The 15,333-nt window shown below is 52.1% G+C and carries 16 protein-coding genes and 1 riboswitch; of the genes, 7 read left to right on the plus strand and 9 right to left on the minus strand.

Annotated elements, in window-relative coordinates; all coding sequences use genetic code 11:
- Together AWJ19_RS10745 and AWJ19_RS10750 are read right to left on the minus strand one after the other, a co-directional pair.
- A partial coding sequence (locus tag AWJ19_RS10745) for a biotin/lipoyl-containing protein (protein WP_128083568.1) occupies positions 1-333 on the minus strand: 333 nt, incomplete at its 3' end.
- A gap of 55 nt (positions 334-388) precedes the next feature.
- The gene (locus AWJ19_RS10750; protein ID WP_068723611.1) at positions 389-3,256 is read right to left on the minus strand and encodes a 2-oxoglutarate dehydrogenase E1 component; all 2,868 of its coding nucleotides are present in this window, start codon (positions 3,254-3,256) and stop codon (positions 389-391) included.
- Positions 3,257-3,717: 461 nt separating this feature from the next.
- A riboswitch (cyclic di-GMP riboswitch) is annotated at positions 3,718-3,803 on the plus strand.
- Between the two features lie 27 nt (positions 3,804-3,830).
- Between AWJ19_RS10750 and AWJ19_RS34000 the strand changes: the two genes are divergently transcribed.
- Positions 3,831-3,983: an anti-repressor SinI family protein gene (locus AWJ19_RS34000; protein WP_082707824.1), complete on the plus strand. Its 153-nt coding sequence runs from the start codon at positions 3,831-3,833 to the stop codon at positions 3,981-3,983.
- Positions 3,984-4,078: 95 nt separating this feature from the next.
- Here the strand turns inward: AWJ19_RS34000 and AWJ19_RS10755 are convergent, their stop codons facing one another.
- Positions 4,079-4,420, minus strand: coding sequence for a helix-turn-helix domain-containing protein (locus AWJ19_RS10755; RefSeq protein WP_068723612.1), 342 nt, complete (start codon positions 4,418-4,420; stop codon positions 4,079-4,081).
- A 407-nt stretch (positions 4,421-4,827) separates the two neighbouring features.
- On the opposite strand from AWJ19_RS10755, the gene AWJ19_RS35780 reads away from it, so the two are divergent.
- The 4 genes from AWJ19_RS35780 (at position 4,828) to AWJ19_RS10775 (ending at position 7,986) form a co-directional block, all read left to right on the plus strand.
- On the plus strand, positions 4,828-5,877 hold the full coding sequence (locus AWJ19_RS35780; RefSeq protein WP_068723614.1) for a hypothetical protein: 1,050 nt from the start codon (positions 4,828-4,830) through the stop codon (positions 5,875-5,877).
- A 13-nt stretch (positions 5,878-5,890) separates the two neighbouring features.
- Complete coding sequence (locus AWJ19_RS10765; RefSeq protein ID WP_157889987.1) at positions 5,891-6,490, plus strand: signal peptidase I; 600 nt, start codon at positions 5,891-5,893, stop codon at positions 6,488-6,490.
- Between the two features lie 93 nt (positions 6,491-6,583).
- Positions 6,584-7,093, plus strand: coding sequence for a TasA family protein (locus tag AWJ19_RS10770; RefSeq protein ID WP_068723617.1), 510 nt, complete (start codon positions 6,584-6,586; stop codon positions 7,091-7,093).
- A 71-nt stretch (positions 7,094-7,164) separates the two neighbouring features.
- Entirely contained in the window at positions 7,165-7,986 is an 822-nt protein-coding gene (locus tag AWJ19_RS10775; protein ID WP_068723619.1) for a TasA family protein, read from the plus strand.
- Between the two features lie 91 nt (positions 7,987-8,077).
- Here the strand turns inward: AWJ19_RS10775 and AWJ19_RS10780 are convergent, their stop codons facing one another.
- The 6 genes from AWJ19_RS10780 to AWJ19_RS10805 form a co-directional block, all read right to left on the minus strand.
- Positions 8,078-9,052 (minus strand): aldo/keto reductase, encoded by a 975-nt coding sequence (locus AWJ19_RS10780; RefSeq protein WP_198536541.1) that lies wholly within the window; start codon positions 9,050-9,052, stop codon positions 8,078-8,080.
- A 55-nt stretch (positions 9,053-9,107) separates the two neighbouring features.
- A complete protein-coding gene (locus AWJ19_RS10785) occupies positions 9,108-9,344 on the minus strand; it encodes a hypothetical protein (protein ID WP_068723622.1) in 237 nt (78 codons plus the stop codon).
- Between the two features lie 103 nt (positions 9,345-9,447).
- Positions 9,448-10,008 carry a PadR family transcriptional regulator gene (locus AWJ19_RS10790; protein WP_068723624.1) on the minus strand — a complete coding sequence of 187 codons (561 nt, stop codon included), beginning with the start codon at positions 10,006-10,008 and terminating at the stop codon, positions 9,448-9,450.
- A gap of 6 nt (positions 10,009-10,014) precedes the next feature.
- Entirely contained in the window at positions 10,015-11,535 is a 1,521-nt protein-coding gene (locus AWJ19_RS10795) for an MDR family MFS transporter (RefSeq protein WP_068723626.1), read from the minus strand.
- Positions 11,536-11,815: 280 nt separating this feature from the next.
- Positions 11,816-13,654: a diguanylate cyclase gene (locus tag AWJ19_RS10800; protein WP_068723627.1), complete on the minus strand. Its 1,839-nt coding sequence runs from the start codon at positions 13,652-13,654 to the stop codon at positions 11,816-11,818.
- 266 nt (positions 13,655-13,920) lie between these two features.
- A complete protein-coding gene (locus AWJ19_RS10805) occupies positions 13,921-14,508 on the minus strand; it encodes a DUF5317 domain-containing protein (protein WP_068723629.1) in 588 nt (195 codons plus the stop codon).
- Positions 14,509-14,673: 165 nt separating this feature from the next.
- Between AWJ19_RS10805 and AWJ19_RS10810 the strand changes: the two genes are divergently transcribed.
- Both AWJ19_RS10810 and copZ read left to right on the plus strand, forming a co-directional pair.
- Complete coding sequence (locus AWJ19_RS10810) at positions 14,674-15,015, plus strand: metal-sensitive transcriptional regulator (protein ID WP_068723631.1); 342 nt, start codon at positions 14,674-14,676, stop codon at positions 15,013-15,015.
- Positions 15,016-15,064: 49 nt separating this feature from the next.
- Positions 15,065-15,265: a copper chaperone CopZ gene (copZ, locus tag AWJ19_RS10815; RefSeq protein ID WP_068723633.1), complete on the plus strand. Its 201-nt coding sequence runs from the start codon at positions 15,065-15,067 to the stop codon at positions 15,263-15,265.
- The last annotated feature ends 68 nt before the right edge of the window (positions 15,266-15,333 follow it).

Here is a 15,333-nt window from a genome sequence, read left to right on the forward strand (position 1 = left end):
GCAGCAGGTGCCGCTGCTGCTGTTCCCGCCGGCGCTGCTGCCCTCGCTGCTTGCGCCGCCACCAGAAGCGCTGCCGCCTCCAGCCGCGCCACCTTCCGAAGCCGCGCCGATCTCGCCGATCGCCTCGCCGACGGCCACGTTCTCGCCCGCCTGGCGCAGGATGGCGGAAATGACACCATCCTCCTCGGCGCTGATCTCAAGGTTCACCTTGTCGGTTTCAAGCTCGGCCAGCACATCGCCCTGGCCGACGGTGTCTCCTTCTTTTACCAGCCACTTGTATATCGTTCCTTCGGAAATGGACTCGCCCAGATCGGGTACTTTAATTTCGGACACAGGCCGTTACCTCCCCAAACTTAATAGTTTACGTTATCACGATACCGACTTCCGGTTAGGAGGACGGTACAGGCGCTTGTACTTGCGAGTTCGATTTCAGGGCTTCTGTAACAATGCGACGCTGCTCGAAGGTGTGAACATCCGCATATCCGCTGGCCGGGCTGGACCGTTCCGGACGGCCGATATAGCGGACGCTGACCCGCTCCGGTGCAATATCCCGCAGTCTAGGCTCTGTATAGCTCCAGCCGCCCATATTCTTAGGCTCCTCCTGTACCCAGACAATCTCCTCCAGGGAGGTCAGACTGTTCAGGTGTGCAGCGAGCTCAGCCTGCGGGAACGGATAGAGCTGCTCCAGACGGAGGATATGCAGCCAGGACCAGTCACGGCCGCCATTGGCCTCCAGCTCGGTCTGCAGGTCAATCGCTACCTTGCCGCTGCAGACAACCAGGCGCTTCACTTCAGCCGGCTTGCTGCCCAGCAGCGGTTCCGGAAGCACAGCCTGGAAGCTGCCGGAGGCAAGCTCCGCTCCCGGCGATGTGCTGCGGGTATTGCGGATCAGGCTCTTCGGAGCCATGATCACCAGCGGCCGGGCATCCGGCTGTCCGCACATGGCGGCCTGGCGGCGCAGCAGGTGGAAGTACTGTGCGGCACTGGACAGGTTCGCTACCGTCCAGTTCTCTTCAGCCGAGAGCTGCAGATACCGCTCCAGCCGTGCGCTGGAATGCTCCGGCCCCTGGCCTTCATAGCCGTGCGGCAGGAGGATCGCCAGATTGCTGCGCTGTGTCCATTTGGCCCGTCCGGCGGAGATGAACTGGTCAATGATGACCTGGGCGGCATTGGCGAAATCGCCGTATTGGGCTTCCCAGAGCACGAAGGTATCCGGTGCGAACACATTATACCCGTACTCATATCCAAGCACAGATGCTTCCGAAAGCGGGCTGTTATATACCCCGAAGGAAGCGTTGGAGGATTTCAGCTGATGCAGCGGGGAGTAGAGTGCTCCGGTCTCGCTGTCATGCAGCACCAGATGACGGTGGGCGAATGTGCCGCGCTGTGAATCCTGTCCGCTGAGGCGGATCGGAGTGCCGTCCTTCAGGATCGTTGCAAAAGCCAGCGTCTCGGCCAGTGCCCAGTCGACCCGTTCCCCGTCCTTCAGCGCATCCTTGCGGCGTTGGAGAATCCGCTCCAGCTTAGGATACACCTTGAATCCGGCGGGCGCTGATAACAGCTCCTGGTTGATCTCCTTCAGTGTGCTGAGCGGGACTGCTGTCGGACGCGGAGCCTTGGATTCCGCTTCAAGCACCACCGATGTTTTGGACTCGCCGTTCTTATGCTTACCTTCCTTCATGGATTCGAAGGCTGCCTGCAGCACGCTTTCCGATTCGGCACTCATACGCTGCACTTCTTCTGCAGTGATGATCTTCTCGCTCTGCAGCCGCTGGGCATACAGCCTGTAGACCGTCGGATGGCTGCGGACTTTGCCGTAAACAACCGGCTGGGTTGTCTCCGGGTCATCCATTTCATTATGGCCGTGACGGCGGTAGCCGATCAGATCAATGACGAAATCCTTTTTGAACAGATTGCGGTAAGCGCTGGCCAGGCGGACAGCCGAAATGCAGGCCTCCGGATCATCGGCATTTACATGCACAATCGGGATTTCATAGCCTTTGGCCAGGTCACTGGCATAATGGGTAGAGCGGGAATCTTCGCTTTCCGTAGTGAAGCCGATGCGGTTATTGACGATAATATGCACCGTTCCGCCATTCTGATAACCCTTCAATTTGCCGATATTGAGTGTTTCCGCAACGATGCCCTCACCGGGAAAAGCGGCATCCCCGTGCATCAGCACAGCCATGGCCTTGCTGGTATCCAGCTTCGGCAGGCCCGGAGTGCTGCGGTCCTCCTGAGCTGCCCGGGTAAAGCCCTCGACAACAGGATTAACAAATTCCAGGTGACTTGGGTTGTTGGCCAGCGTAATCCGTGTGCGCACCGTTTCTCCCTGGCGTACAGCGCGGTCAGCGCCGAGATGATATTTGACATCCCCGGTCCAGCCGTAGTTGATTCCCATCGAGCCTTCGGAAGGAAACAGCTCCTTATTCGGAGAATGATGGAACTCTGAGAAAATAATATCATACGGCTTGCCCAAAATGTGAGCCAGTACATTAAGACGTCCGCGGTGAGCCATCCCCATAAGAATATGCTCTGCACCGTCGTGGGCTGCAGCACGCACGATCTCATCCAGCATCGGTACCAGGGCATCATTGCCTTCAAGGCTGAAACGCTTCTGGCCGACAAAGGTTTTGTGCAGGAAGGTCTCGAACTGCTCCACCTGGATCAGCCGGTTCAGCAGCTCCTTGCGTTCATTATTGTTCAGCGGAGCAGGGGAACTCAGGGATTCCGCCTGGCTGTTCAGCCAGCGCAGCTCCTTCTCCTCATGCACATGCCCGAATTCATAGGCGATAGTCCGGGTGTAAGCCTGAAGCATCCGCTGAACCGCATCCCAAGCGGTTTTGACATCACCAGGCGCGTTCTCCCAGATCAGCGAGGCAGGCATTGCCGTGAGATCCTCACGGGTCAGGTCATAGGTACGGAAATCCAGCCATTGGGCCATCGGATTCTCACCGCGCTCAAGCGGATCAATATTGGCGGCGCGATGGCCATGTATACGAATGTTGGCGATCAGCTTGGAGGCTCTTACCGCCTTTTTCAGCCACTCGGCATCACCGGTGACAGCAGGCATCGGAGCCGGTTCCGGTAAAGGTGCCATCGGAGGCGGACCGGATGCAGTAAACAGATCGCGGTAATTAGGTTCTACTGAAGAAGGATCATTGATAAACTGTTCATATTTGTCTTGGATATAGCCCAAATTGGGTCCGTGATAATTGCTCCAAACGGATTCATTATAGGGTCCTTTGGCTGCCATGAATACATCCTCCTAACGGATGAACCCCACATGCGCCAGAAAAAGCACCAGCAGCTGGCAGGGCTGATATGTTTGCGGTTTCATTTCACTACTATTGTGCAACTTTAACGTCTGCTAATCAATTCATACTTTGTGCTATTCCGTTCGCAAAACGGTATGATTCAGGCCTTAATTCATCCAGAACCATCATAAATGCGGAGAGCTGATTGGATCCTGGAGAATTGGGTAAATAAGTCTATATTTACTTCTAGGAAAATAGGTTGAACGCTCCGCTAGTTTTAGGTCATAGAGCACAGTTTTCAAATAGTTTAATCAAAATATTACAAAATGAATCGTGAACTCCGAAGATATTCCTATAAAATATTTCCAACAATCGACACACTTTTTGTGGTAGGTGCTATATAATGTTATTGCAGATAGCGGTTTCATTCATTATTAGCCAGATCCTTTCATGTAAAGGGTCCAGTAAAGGGTAAACCTGGACGAAAGACAGGGGCACAAAGTCTCGGATCTAATGTAGAAATACTATGATGGCCGGACTGCCTGGGGACGCGTAATCTTAGGAGGAGATTTCTTGGATAAGTCCAACCAGGGGAATGTCGGAGAGCTGCAGACGGGTGATCTGGATCTAGAGTGGGTGTACTTAATGATGGCGGCCAGAAAGGCCGGGCTCAAGGTGGAGGAAATCCGCCGGTTTCTGAGTGAAAGAGCTTTGCAGGCGATGTAGTGCAGTAGAGCAACCGGATATTACATACAAAAAAGGGCACAGCGAACGAGGCTGTGTCCCTTTTTGTATGTCCGGAAGAGAAAACCTCCGGATGTCTATTCCTTCTGCTCCAGCCGCCATTTCTGATAATCCAGAAACTCCTTAAATTCCCGCTTGCTTATGCCGGAAGCCATGGCCTCCTGTACAAGACGGAACCATTCTCCGTCAAGCGAAGACTCCTGCGCTTCTACAGGTTCACCGTACAGCAAGACATGAATGGATACCTGAAGCGCATCAGCCATCTTCTCAATGAACTGGATGGAGGGGTTGGATTGAATATTTCTTTCCACATTGCTTAGGTATGATTTCGCCACGTCCGCCTTATCCGCAAGCTCGGATAAAGACAGGCCCTTCTCCACGCGGAGCTGATGAATGCGACTTCCTAAATGTTCCGGCACAGTTAAACGCCCCTCCGCACTTTTTGTTAACAGTATAGCAAATAACCCTACGACGGACAAAGGACTATCAAAAAAGTTATGGATCCATTTGTAAATCCCCCCGCCTTAATTTCCATCTCAGGAACTGAATCCATTGTACATGACGATAATATCTGTTTTCTGTGAAACTGTTCTTTAAAAAGTACGATATCATGAGCAAATCGCCGTAAAACGGAGGGAAAAGCGATGGAAATCGTTCTTTATAACGAATTTTGCTCGAAAATGAGAGTTTAAATTTGTAAAGGTGATGACATATACTAAGGCCATGGTTCTTTATAACGAACAATATATGTTCTTCATAAAGATCGTATAACTGATAGATGAACTAGTATGCATATGACGTGCACACTATTAAAGGAGAGGCTCAAATGAGGCTTTCACGGACATCGCGCAAGAAAAATAAAAGCCGGCTAACCCTCCCCCGGCTTGCCGGAATCGTGGTGATTTCTGCTTATGGAATCGGCCAAATCACTTCACCAACCTATGCGCTTATTACCAGCAGTACAACGTCGGAATCCGGCATTACGAGTGCATTTGTGTTCCCGGTTACAGTGGACCAATTAGCCAATCAGGCCAGCGAAGCGATGAACCGGGCTATTCTGAAGCATGAGGCGGCAAAAGGGGCATTGGCAGACATAGCAGACAAGGACGCGGATTCCAAAAAGGCCGGTAATCAGATTGGAAATATTCAGGAGGCTGCCGAACAGGCGCGCAGAGCTGCTGCTTCTGCAGCTGAATTGCTGGCTCAGCTCGAGGCTTACGCTCTGCGGTCGCAACAGGAGCTTGCGCAGCAAAGGCAAGAAATAGATCTTAGGCTGGCCCCTGCGGGAGTCACCATTGATCAGCTGGATACAGCACAGCAGACGGATCCCGCTGCATTTGAACAGCTGCTGGTCAAGGCTGATCTGACCATGATCGATTTTCAGGAAATGGTCCGCAGACTTGCTTCCGCTGTGCGGGTAGATACATACGTGAAGGCGGCCTATCAGCAGGCTTTGACAGCGGCCTCTCAAGCCGGAAGCTACGCCGATGAAACTGCACAGCTGTATGCACAGGCAACGGAAGCTCTGCAGGAGCTCAAAGCAACGGAGGAAAAGGCAAAGCTCGAGGCAGAAAAGAAGGCAAAGCTCGAGGCAGAAAAGAAGGCGAAGCTCGAGGCAGAAAAGAAGGCGAAGCTCGAAGCGGAAGAGAAGGCGAAGCTCGAAGCAGAAGAGAAGGCGAAGCTGGAGGCAGAGGAGAAGGCGAAGCTGGAGGCAGAGGAGAAGACAAAGCCCGGGACTCAGGAGCCGGCACAGCCGGAAGCTGAACCAGCAAGGCCCGATGCATCTGAACCTGCCGTCCCCGATGTGCCTGGAGCGATCACTAATACTGACGGTATAACCGTAAAGATAGGGCACGACAAAACAGATTTTAATTAAGGAGATGCCTCAAGTGATACTCAAATGGACCCGTACTTTAATGATGTATGTTCTCATGGCCATGTTTCTGCTTCTGCTGATATCTGCGGTAACCAGCAGGATGAATGGCGGAACGCCCAAGATTCTGGGCAAAGAAATTCTGACCGTCCTCTCTGGCTCGATGGAGCCCGGAATCAAGACCGGTGCTATCATCGCGGTTAACCCGGTAAGGGATGAGGCGCAGCGAGCGGACTTTAAGCCGGGAGATGTGATTACCTATAAGTCTCTGGATGGATCAGGCAGCCTGATTACCCACCGTGTTGTGAGCGTCAGCGGTACAGGATCTGAGCTTGCCTACATCACCAAAGGCGATAATAACGATGCCGAGGACCCGTCGCCGATACCCGCAGGCAATGTTGTTGCAAGCTACGCTGACTTTACGGTTCCTGTAGCCGGGTATTTGATGAACTGGGTAAAATCGACCGCGGGTATCATTGTCGTAATTCTGATTCCCGGTATTTATCTGGTTGTTTCGTCAATAATCACGATTTTTAGAGCAATCATGCGGATGGACGACGATTCTGCAGAGCTGCAGACCGCAGCCGGTGATTCCCCGCCGGTAACGAACGGTTGATGCTTCCATTAACGCGCTCACGCGGTTAGGGAAGATTCAATAAATATTCCATTATATTCTCCATGCATGGAGACCAGGAGGAGACAAATTACAATGGCTAATCTTAAAAAGACAATTGCAATGGCAATGGCGACTACTGCACTGGGGGCTACTTTAATTGCCGGGGGGTCCTTCGCGATCTTTACGAGCTCGGTACAGAATACAGGCAATACCTTTGCTGCCGGAACACTGAAGATAGGCCTGGATAAAGAAGATATAGACGGTACTCCTGCCAAGTATTTTACTCTGACGAATTGGGCTCCGGGAGATTCTGACATCCAGCCGGTAGTAGTAACGAACAAAGGCACACTTGAGCTGCGTTATGATCTTGCCCTCGCTGTAGGCGGTGATCTTGGCGGCGGTACGCATCCGGTCACCATTAAGGCCTATTCGGATGCTGCCGGAACAACTGCGCTTACCGTAACTGACCGTGTGCTGGCCGTCGGCGCTTCTGAGACCATTTATGTCAAAGTGGAGTTCCCTAAAAATGCAGGCAATGAATATCAGGGCAAATCCGGAACAGCCAGCATCAAGGTGGATGCAGAGCAGACCAAAAACAATTAATCAGCCGAATTTGATCCGAAACATATAATCTAAAGGGGGAAGCCCCCTTTTACTAAGGAGCGCTTAATCTAATGATGAAAAAGAAAAAATTGCTTATTACCGCACTTTCCTCCGTGGTTCTGCTCTGCGCTGCGATCGGCGGCGGTACCTATGCGCTATTCACCAGCTCCGCCAAAAATACGGGGAACACGTTTGCTTCCGGTACGCTGTCTCTCAGCACTCACCGTAACGATGTCCCGGTAGAAGGGCCGATGTTCTATACCAATGATTCTGATGCCGGCCGTATGGGAACGGGATTATGGGCGCCGAAGGATAGCCACACCCGTGCCATGCTGATCAAGAATACCGGATCACTGGATGCCAAATTGACGGATCTTGTGGCTCTTCCGGAAGGAACAGCCGACCAGCAGACTGCTGCACTGGCCTTCGGGGAGCAAGCGGTAGTAACTGTAGCTGCCCTGGCAACACCGGGAGGCGTAACGCTTAATGCCGATGCGCTCAATAAAGTGAATGAAGCTGCAGATCAGCTGTTCAAATCCCTGATCAACGGTCCGAACTTCGCAAAGGCGCTGGCGCGCAGCGGACAGGAAGCATTTGCAATTGTCAGAGAAGCCGCACTTGACTGGACTTATCGTGTAGATAACAACGGCCAGACGGTTGAGGTTAGCGTATCTGACGCTTATGTCGGCTCACTTAAGGATCTGTACAACGGCGGTGCGGGTAAGGATGCGAATCTGCCGAACTTGATCCTTCCTGCTAAAAAAACCATGCACCTGGCCTATAATGTAACTTTCATTGATGATACCGGCCTCGCCTTCGATAACGACGCCATTCAAGGGAAAGTCGTAAACTTCACCTTTAAAAACACGTTTGAGCAGGTGAAGAATAACTAGAATTAGGGTATAACCGCATAAGAGCGTCACCGCCGGCCTGATCAACCGGAGGTGACGCTCTTTTCATCGAGGATAGCACGGGGCTCCATGCCTAAGGCAGTTTCTCCCCCCGCGAGCTTATATACAGCTCATACCATTCCTTGCGGGACAGCTCCACCTTGTCCGCTCCCGCGCAGGCAGTGATCCGCTTGGGATTCACGGTGCCGATTACCGGCTGGATGGCTGCAGGATGGGTCATCAGCCATGATAATACTATGGCTTCAGGTGTTGTGTTCTTCTGTTCGGCGAGCGAGCTGACGAGTGCTGCTGTTTGCACTACATTCTCCGGCTGGCCCTCAAGGGAGCGCCCGCTGAAGCTGCCCTGAGCAAGCGGCCCCCAGGCCTGCAGCTGGATATTCTCCATGCGGCAGTATTCAACCGTGCCTTCAGGGAAGGTGATGTCCTTCCAGGGCTCACGGTTCACGCTGACCATCGCATCAAGCCAGCTGATCTTGGCCAGGCTCATATGCAGCTGGTTCACAATAAACGGCTCGTCGCAATAATGCTGCAGCAGCCTGATTTGGGCGGCGCTCATATTGGAAACGCCGAAGTGGCGGACTTTGCCCGCTTTTTTCAGCCGATGCAGTGCTTCTGCAATTTCCTCCGGGTCCATCAGCGGGTCGGGCCGGTGCAGCAGCAGGATATCAAGATACTCTGTACCGAGACGGGATAACGTACCATCAACACTCCTCAGGATATGCTCCCCGGAGATATCAAAGGTGTTGCTGGTATCACCCGGTTCGATCAGCCTGATGCCGCATTTGGACTGAATGATGATCTCCTCGCGCAGTCCCGGCCGGTCCTTGAAGATTTGTCCGAATACCTTCTCCGCCTTGCCGCGGGTGTAGATATCGGCATGGTCAAAAAAGTTGATGCCAATGGACAAAGCGGCTTCGACCGCTTCATGCCCCTGGCTGATATTTTCTGCGGTCAGCGGCTCGTAATCCCAGCCTCCGCCGAGTCCCATGCAGCCCAGGGCAATGCGGCTGGCGGGAATTCCCCGTGCATTAAGTGGCAGCGTTTTCAGCAAAAATGATCCCTCCGTCACAATGGAATTACAGCTCAGGGAATATTGTACACCTTCAGAAGCCGGTATGGTACTTTTTGTCACTTGAGGAGCGGTGTTTGGTGCCTTCCTTGTCCTTTTCCTCCTGCTGCTCTAGTGTGAGATCCTCTACCGGAATCGGATCGACATGCTGCTCGCTTTCATGCATGTCAAACAGGCTGGGCTGTTCGGTCGGGTATTGTTCGGGATGGTCGCGGTTGTCTCCCTGCAGCTTGTTGTCCTTGAGTTGTTCTTTATCCTTATCCATAGTCATTCCCTCGCTCTCCTGAATTTGCAGTTTGCACGTTAATACACGCATTCAGGTGTTATTAAACAGCAAAGAGGCCCGTTAGGGGCCTCTTCATCCAAATTACGTCCTATAGTGATAACGGTGTTCCAAAGTCGTTCAACTTGCGTGCCGTAACATCCGCGTACAGCCGCTTCAGCCACTTCAGCTCGGTAAGGCTGTGCTCATACCGGCCGTACATCAGGTGCAGTGCTGAACGGGGAACCACTGAGATATGCTCCTCATATACCTGATAGGCATAATTGACCTGATGCTCGATTTCCCGGATGCGCTCTTCCAGCACCTTCTCCACCTTGTCCTGGTCGATATACCGTGACAGCGCCAGCGCCATATACAGGGGGTGGAAGACAAGCTCGACCTTCTTGATCTGCTGCAGAATCAGCTGCTCGAACAGGGCCTTACCCTTGGCGGTGATCCGGTAGATGGTCTTGTCGGGACGGTCATTGCTGCGGATGGTCTCTACAGCTTCGATATACTCCCCCTGCGCCAGCTTGTCGACAGCGTAGTAGAGCGAGCCCATCTGCAGCTTCATCATCTGGTCGTACATGCGCTCCTTCATGATGAGTGTGATCTCATAAGGGTGCATGTCTTTTTCCTGCAGCAGGCCGAGGATAGCGATCTTCATCGACATCGCGGGTTACCCCCGATCGCTGGAAGGCTGTGCTGTCTTAGGTTTAAGCGTGAGCCGGTCGCCCGGCATAAGCAGTACAAAAACTACGCCAAGCGCTGCCGGAATGAGCGCCCACAGGAAGGTGTGCGAGATGGAGTCTGACAAGGCGCCTGTAATCTTATCCAGTACGGCTGCGGGAATATTGGCTCTTGCTTCCGGAGTAAGAGCTGCCTGCGGATTGCCAAAGGAAGCAGCCTGCTCACTGTTGCCGAAGGCGCTGCCCAGGCTGTCCGTGAAGCTGTTGCGCTGGATAATCCCGAAGATGGTTATCCCGAGCGTCATGCCGAGCGAGCGCATGAAGGTGCTGGTGGATGTCGCTGAACCGCGCTGGCGTATGTCAAAATGATGAATTGATGACATGCTGAGCACGGAGAAGGAGAAGCCGACACCGAAGCCGGTCAGCAGCATGAAGACATTAAGCATCAGCCGCGAAGTATCCGGCGACAAGGTGCTCAGGCAGAAGACTCCTGCCAGGAAGCAGGCTGCAGACAGCAGCATAATATTGCGGAAGCTGGTTCTGGTTGTGAGCAGACCGCCGGTCTGGCTGCCCAGCACGGTGCCGATCATCATCGGCATCAGGATCAGCCCGGAGTTGGTCGCCGAGCCGCCGTTAACGCCCTGCACAAAGATCGGAATATACACAGTGGCTACAATAAAGGTGGAGCCATAGAACAGCCCGATCACACTGCTGGTCGCAAACAGGCGTTTGCCGAACATAGCGAACGATATTACCGGTTCTGCCGCGTAACGTTCAATAAAGATGAAGGCAATCAGCAGAACGGCGAAGCCGGCGAACAGGCCGAGAATCGTTGCGGAATCCCAGGCATACTGGTTGCCGCCCAGCTCGAGTGCGAACATCAGGCAGATGATGGAGCCGACAAGTGTAAACGCGCCGCCCCAGTCAATCCGTTGCTTGGCATGAGAGATGGATTCCTTGTAGAACATCGTAATCAGTACAAAGGCCACAATGCCGATCGGCAGATTGATATAGAATACCCACTGCCAGCTCAAGTAATCGGTAATGTAAGCGCCCAGAAGCGGGCCGATTACGCTGGAGATGCCGAAGACGGCGCCGAAGAGACCGGTCAGCTTGCCTCTTTTTTCAGGCGGATAAATATCAAACACAATCGTAAACGCAATCGGCATCAGCGCACCGCCGCCAACCCCCTGGATAGCCCGGTAAATGCTGAGCTGGGTAATGCTGGTTGCCGTACCGCACAGCGCAGATCCCGCAAGGAAGACGATGAGGCCGAAGATGAAGAACCGTTTGCGCCCGTACATATCCGACAGCTTGCCGAAGATCGGGGTGCCGGCCATAACCATGACCATGTACGCAGAGGTGACCCAGACAATTTTATCGAGGCCGCCAAGCTCAGATACAATGGTGCCCATAGCCGAAGCTACAATGGTATTGTCCATCGCGGACATCAGAATACCAAGCAGCAGGCCGACAACTACAAGCTTTAAGTTGCTTTCTTTAGTATGCATGCTTCGCAGACTCCTTTACGTTCAATGTAGAAACAGACCTAATTATATTCAAATTGAATAGGGTAGCAACCATTATTTTTTGCGGCATTTAGTAGAGAGTATAGACCTATTGGCAGGGATGTATGCGGGAATATGCGGGAGTGGCAAAGACAGAGCTGTCAGCACAAAATAACCCCACAAAGTGGAGCTTTTTCAGGGAGACTGACTCATATACTTTGCGTGGACCCCGAAATATACTTTTTAATAAGTCAAAAAAAAGCCGGCCGGAGGAGGCGATGTGCTACATCGCCGCATTTCCGGGCCGGGGCTCTCTGGATTCAATATAGTTAATAAAAAGCTCCGTAAGCTCAGGGTCGAACTGGCTTCCGGCGCAGGCGCGCAGCTCAATGACCGCTTCTTCAAACGATTTGGTCGGCTGGTACGGCCTTTCTGTGGTCATTGCATCAAATGAATCGATGATGGTCAGCATCCGGCAGAGGCGGGGAATCTCCTCGCCCTTGAATCCGTAAGGATAACCTTTACCGTCGTAGCGTTCGTGGTGCAGCTCGATGTAAGGGGCCAGCTCCTTAAACTTGTCGTTAGTCAGCGCCATTTTTTTGCCCCAGGTGACATGCCATTTCACCATCTCCCATTCCTCGGGCGCAAGCTTGTCTGTCTTGTTGAGAATGCTCCAGGGTATCTCCAGCTTGCCGATGTCATGAATAAGCGCACCGAGCGTGAAATTTCTTTTGGATATAGCATCCATTTCGAGAATTTCGCTGATATCCATCGCATAGCGGAAGACGCGCTTGGAGTGGCGGAAGGTCTCCATGTCCTTGTACATGAACAGATTGAGCTGCTGCTCGATATCCCGCACATCCTGGCTGAAATCCAGCTCCTGCTCCAGCGGAGAATGTTCTCCGTAAGTGTGCACTGTGTTCTTGCCCTGGCGTTTGGAGTAGTAGAGCGCCTGATCGGCATGGTCGACGAGCTGTGATTTGTCGTGGATGTCGCTGCTGCTGGCAGCAATACCGGCAGAAAAGGCGAGGCAGCCTAGCGGAAAAATCTCAACGCCGTCGAAGCGGCTGTTGTTGAGCTTTTTGCGCAGCTGGTCGATGAAGGTCCGGGCCTGGAGGCTGTCGTAGCCGGGCATGAGCAGCGTGAATTCCTCACCGCCGTAACGGGCGGCAATGGTGCCGGATTTCCGCGACTCTGTCTTCAGCAGCTCTCCGACAAAAGAGATCAGCTTGTCCCCCTGAAGATGCCCGAAATGATCATTATATTTTTTGAAGTCGTCAAGGTCGATCATGGCCAGCGACAAAGGCGTGCCCGAGGACCTTGATTTCTGAATTTCCTGTTCCAGAACTTCCTCGAAGTAGCTGTGATTGAATAATCCGGTCCGCTGGTCGGTGTTGGCCCGCTCCTCGATGCTGCGGTACATGGAGAACAGCTTTTTGAAGGATTGGCAGAGCAGTACGGCCAGACACATAAAGAGCAGCAGTCCGAGAATCTGATTGTGGTAGACCAGCACAGTCAATACGAGGGAAAGCACTAAAGTGCACAGATAGACGAATACCGAATCCTTTATCATTCCTTTGATGGTCTCGTAAAGTGTAGCTCTATATAAAATATAATAATACAGGACGACTAGCAGGGTGTTGGAAGCAAAGTAAACGGTCAACACAAGGAGATAGTTGAATAATTGGGTGTTAATGAGCGCACCGGGGTTTCCTCCGAGGTACTGGAACAGAGCAGCTGATACAGTGATCATAATGCAGTAGATGGAGAAATTAGTCAGGTGCTTCCACCAGCGCGTGCCCCGGTCAATAATGGTGAAGAAAATGCAGTTCAACAGCAGCACGGTCAGGGTGAAGGCGGGTCCGAATATAAAAATACAGGCGAGATAGACCGAAGAATCCATCGACTGCTCATTGCCTTCCGGGGGAAGCTGGATCATAAAGAAGTTGAGGACAAGACAGGCGCTGGTCATCGCATAAACCCAGACCCAGGTGGGTGTGGAGTAGTGCAGGAACTCAAAGCGGTTCGTATATGAAAAAAGTCCCATGCCAACCAGGCAGACGGACAGTGCATACATGTGGCCTGAATCCAACGTTGCAGCAAATGATTTAAGTTTAGACATGAGGACCCCTCTTTACATTATCAAAATATTCCTTTGTACATAATAATAGTTTTAGGAACAAATGAATAGCGTAATGTAAAGAAACAGGCGGAAATACCCGCCTGTTTCGCATGAATACTTTTATAGTCCGCCAATCTTATAGCCCGAAGTCAAAGCGATAACTACTGAAGCTACAATAATAGCGTTGATCGCAAGACGGGAATATTTAATGCCTTCCAGTTTCTTTTTCACAGTATAACCCTCCCTTCCTGGAGTCAATTAGCGGCTTATCCCTGCACATCAGGCTGAGGCTTCCGGGTTGTGGCGGCAGGCGTCATGAGGTTGACTATGAACAGGAAAATGCCGAAGTTCATCACTACATCACCAATGCTGATAGCCTGCGTACGCGGATAAGGGCTGGACAGGGGGATAATATCGCCCAGAAAGGCAAGGCGGGTCGAGGCATCAAGCAAATAATGCTTGGTCACTGCATCGCCGCTTCTCAGCATCTCCAGATAGATCGGGTCCAGTACGGACGCCGCCTCGTAAGATACCGGCATTCTCCCTCCGTTGACAAGCATAACCAGAAAATTCAGGAATACGCCTATCATAATCAGCCAGAATCCTTTGTTGTGCCGGTTCAACCATAAAAAAATCAGCCCCACCACATACACAGCGATATAAATATATCCGCTGGCTGCGGCTACAGTGGACGACCGCTCCTGAATATAAAACATGAAAAATTGGAATACCAGCAGCAGCGGGAAGATCCAGCCTGACTTCAGCCGGATATTGCTGAACTGGACGAGGCCGTGTTTCAAGCCACCTCTGAACAAGCCGACAATTAAACCGATAATAATGCCATCGTAAACCATTAAGCCTACCTGCCCCTGAATAAAATATGTAAAAATTTACTGTGCTTCTGGTTAGTTCGTTGACATTAAATAAAAATCCTTTTTTTCTCATAAAAAAACTTCTCGACATACCCCTTGGGGGTATGTTAGACTGAATTTGCAGCCAGGATACGGGGAGGTATGTAGATGGCATCTAAGGAAGAGAAGCAGTCTCCTGCAGCCTGCGACAGCAGCTGTCATACACCGGGTGAACGCAAGAGCCATCATTCAGAGGAGTTCAAGAATGGACTGGCTACCCGTCTTAACCGGATTGAAGGGCAGATCCGCGGAATCAAGGGCATGATTGAGCGCGATACCTATTGCGATGATGTGCTTAATCAGCTGGCAGCCGTACAGGCTGCGCTTGGCGGAGTCGGAAAGCTGCTGCTCGAAGGGCATATGCGCAGTTGTATTGTGGAGCGGATCGAGGCCGGAGAGCATGAGGTTATCGACGAGCTGCTGATTACGGTCAACAAGCTCATGAAATAGGGCATAACAGGTTAATTGCCGCAACAACATTATATTAGGAGGGTTTGCCATGTCAAACGTAACTTTAACTGTAGAAGGAATGTCTTGCGGACACTGCGTCAGTGCTGTAGAGAAAGCGGTAAGCGGTCTGGGTGCTGCTGCCAAAGTGGATCTGCAGGCCAAGAAAGTGGCAGTAGAGTATGACGAGAGCAAAGTAAGCCTGAACGCGATTAAAGAAGCCATCGAGGATCAGGGATACGACGTGGTGTAAGCCGGATTCCGGCAATAAAGGCCTGGAGCAAAGGACCCGTTAGAAGGTCTGGTGGCATCCATGCCTTT

It is taken from the genome of Paenibacillus sp. DMB5 (assembly GCF_001517085.1).
In the GTDB taxonomy this organism is placed as follows: domain Bacteria; phylum Bacillota; class Bacilli; order Paenibacillales; family Paenibacillaceae; genus Paenibacillus_AQ.

Coding starts and splice junctions, on each gene's coding strand:
- AWJ19_RS10795 (WP_068723626.1), bottom strand. CDS start 11,535: ATGCATACTAAAGAAAGCAACTTAAAGCTTGTAGTTGTCGGCCTGCTG.
- AWJ19_RS10805 (WP_068723629.1), bottom strand. CDS start 14,508: ATGGTTTACGATGGCATTATTATCGGTTTAATTGTCGGCTTGTTCAGA.
- AWJ19_RS10785 (WP_068723622.1), bottom strand. CDS start 9,344: ATGACTATGGATAAGGATAAAGAACAACTCAAGGACAACAAGCTGCAG.
- AWJ19_RS35780 (WP_068723614.1), top strand. CDS start 4,828: ATGAGGCTTTCACGGACATCGCGCAAGAAAAATAAAAGCCGGCTAACC.
- AWJ19_RS10790 (WP_068723624.1), bottom strand. CDS start 10,008: ATGTCGATGAAGATCGCTATCCTCGGCCTGCTGCAGGAAAAAGACATG.
- AWJ19_RS10770 (WP_068723617.1), top strand. CDS start 6,584: ATGGCTAATCTTAAAAAGACAATTGCAATGGCAATGGCGACTACTGCA.
- copZ (WP_068723633.1), top strand. CDS start 15,065: ATGTCAAACGTAACTTTAACTGTAGAAGGAATGTCTTGCGGACACTGC.
- AWJ19_RS10800 (WP_068723627.1), bottom strand. CDS start 13,654: ATGTCTAAACTTAAATCATTTGCTGCAACGTTGGATTCAGGCCACATG.
- AWJ19_RS10750 (WP_068723611.1), bottom strand. CDS start 3,256: ATGGCAGCCAAAGGACCCTATAATGAATCCGTTTGGAGCAATTATCAC.
- AWJ19_RS10810 (WP_068723631.1), top strand. CDS start 14,674: ATGGCATCTAAGGAAGAGAAGCAGTCTCCTGCAGCCTGCGACAGCAGC.
- AWJ19_RS10775 (WP_068723619.1), top strand. CDS start 7,165: ATGATGAAAAAGAAAAAATTGCTTATTACCGCACTTTCCTCCGTGGTT.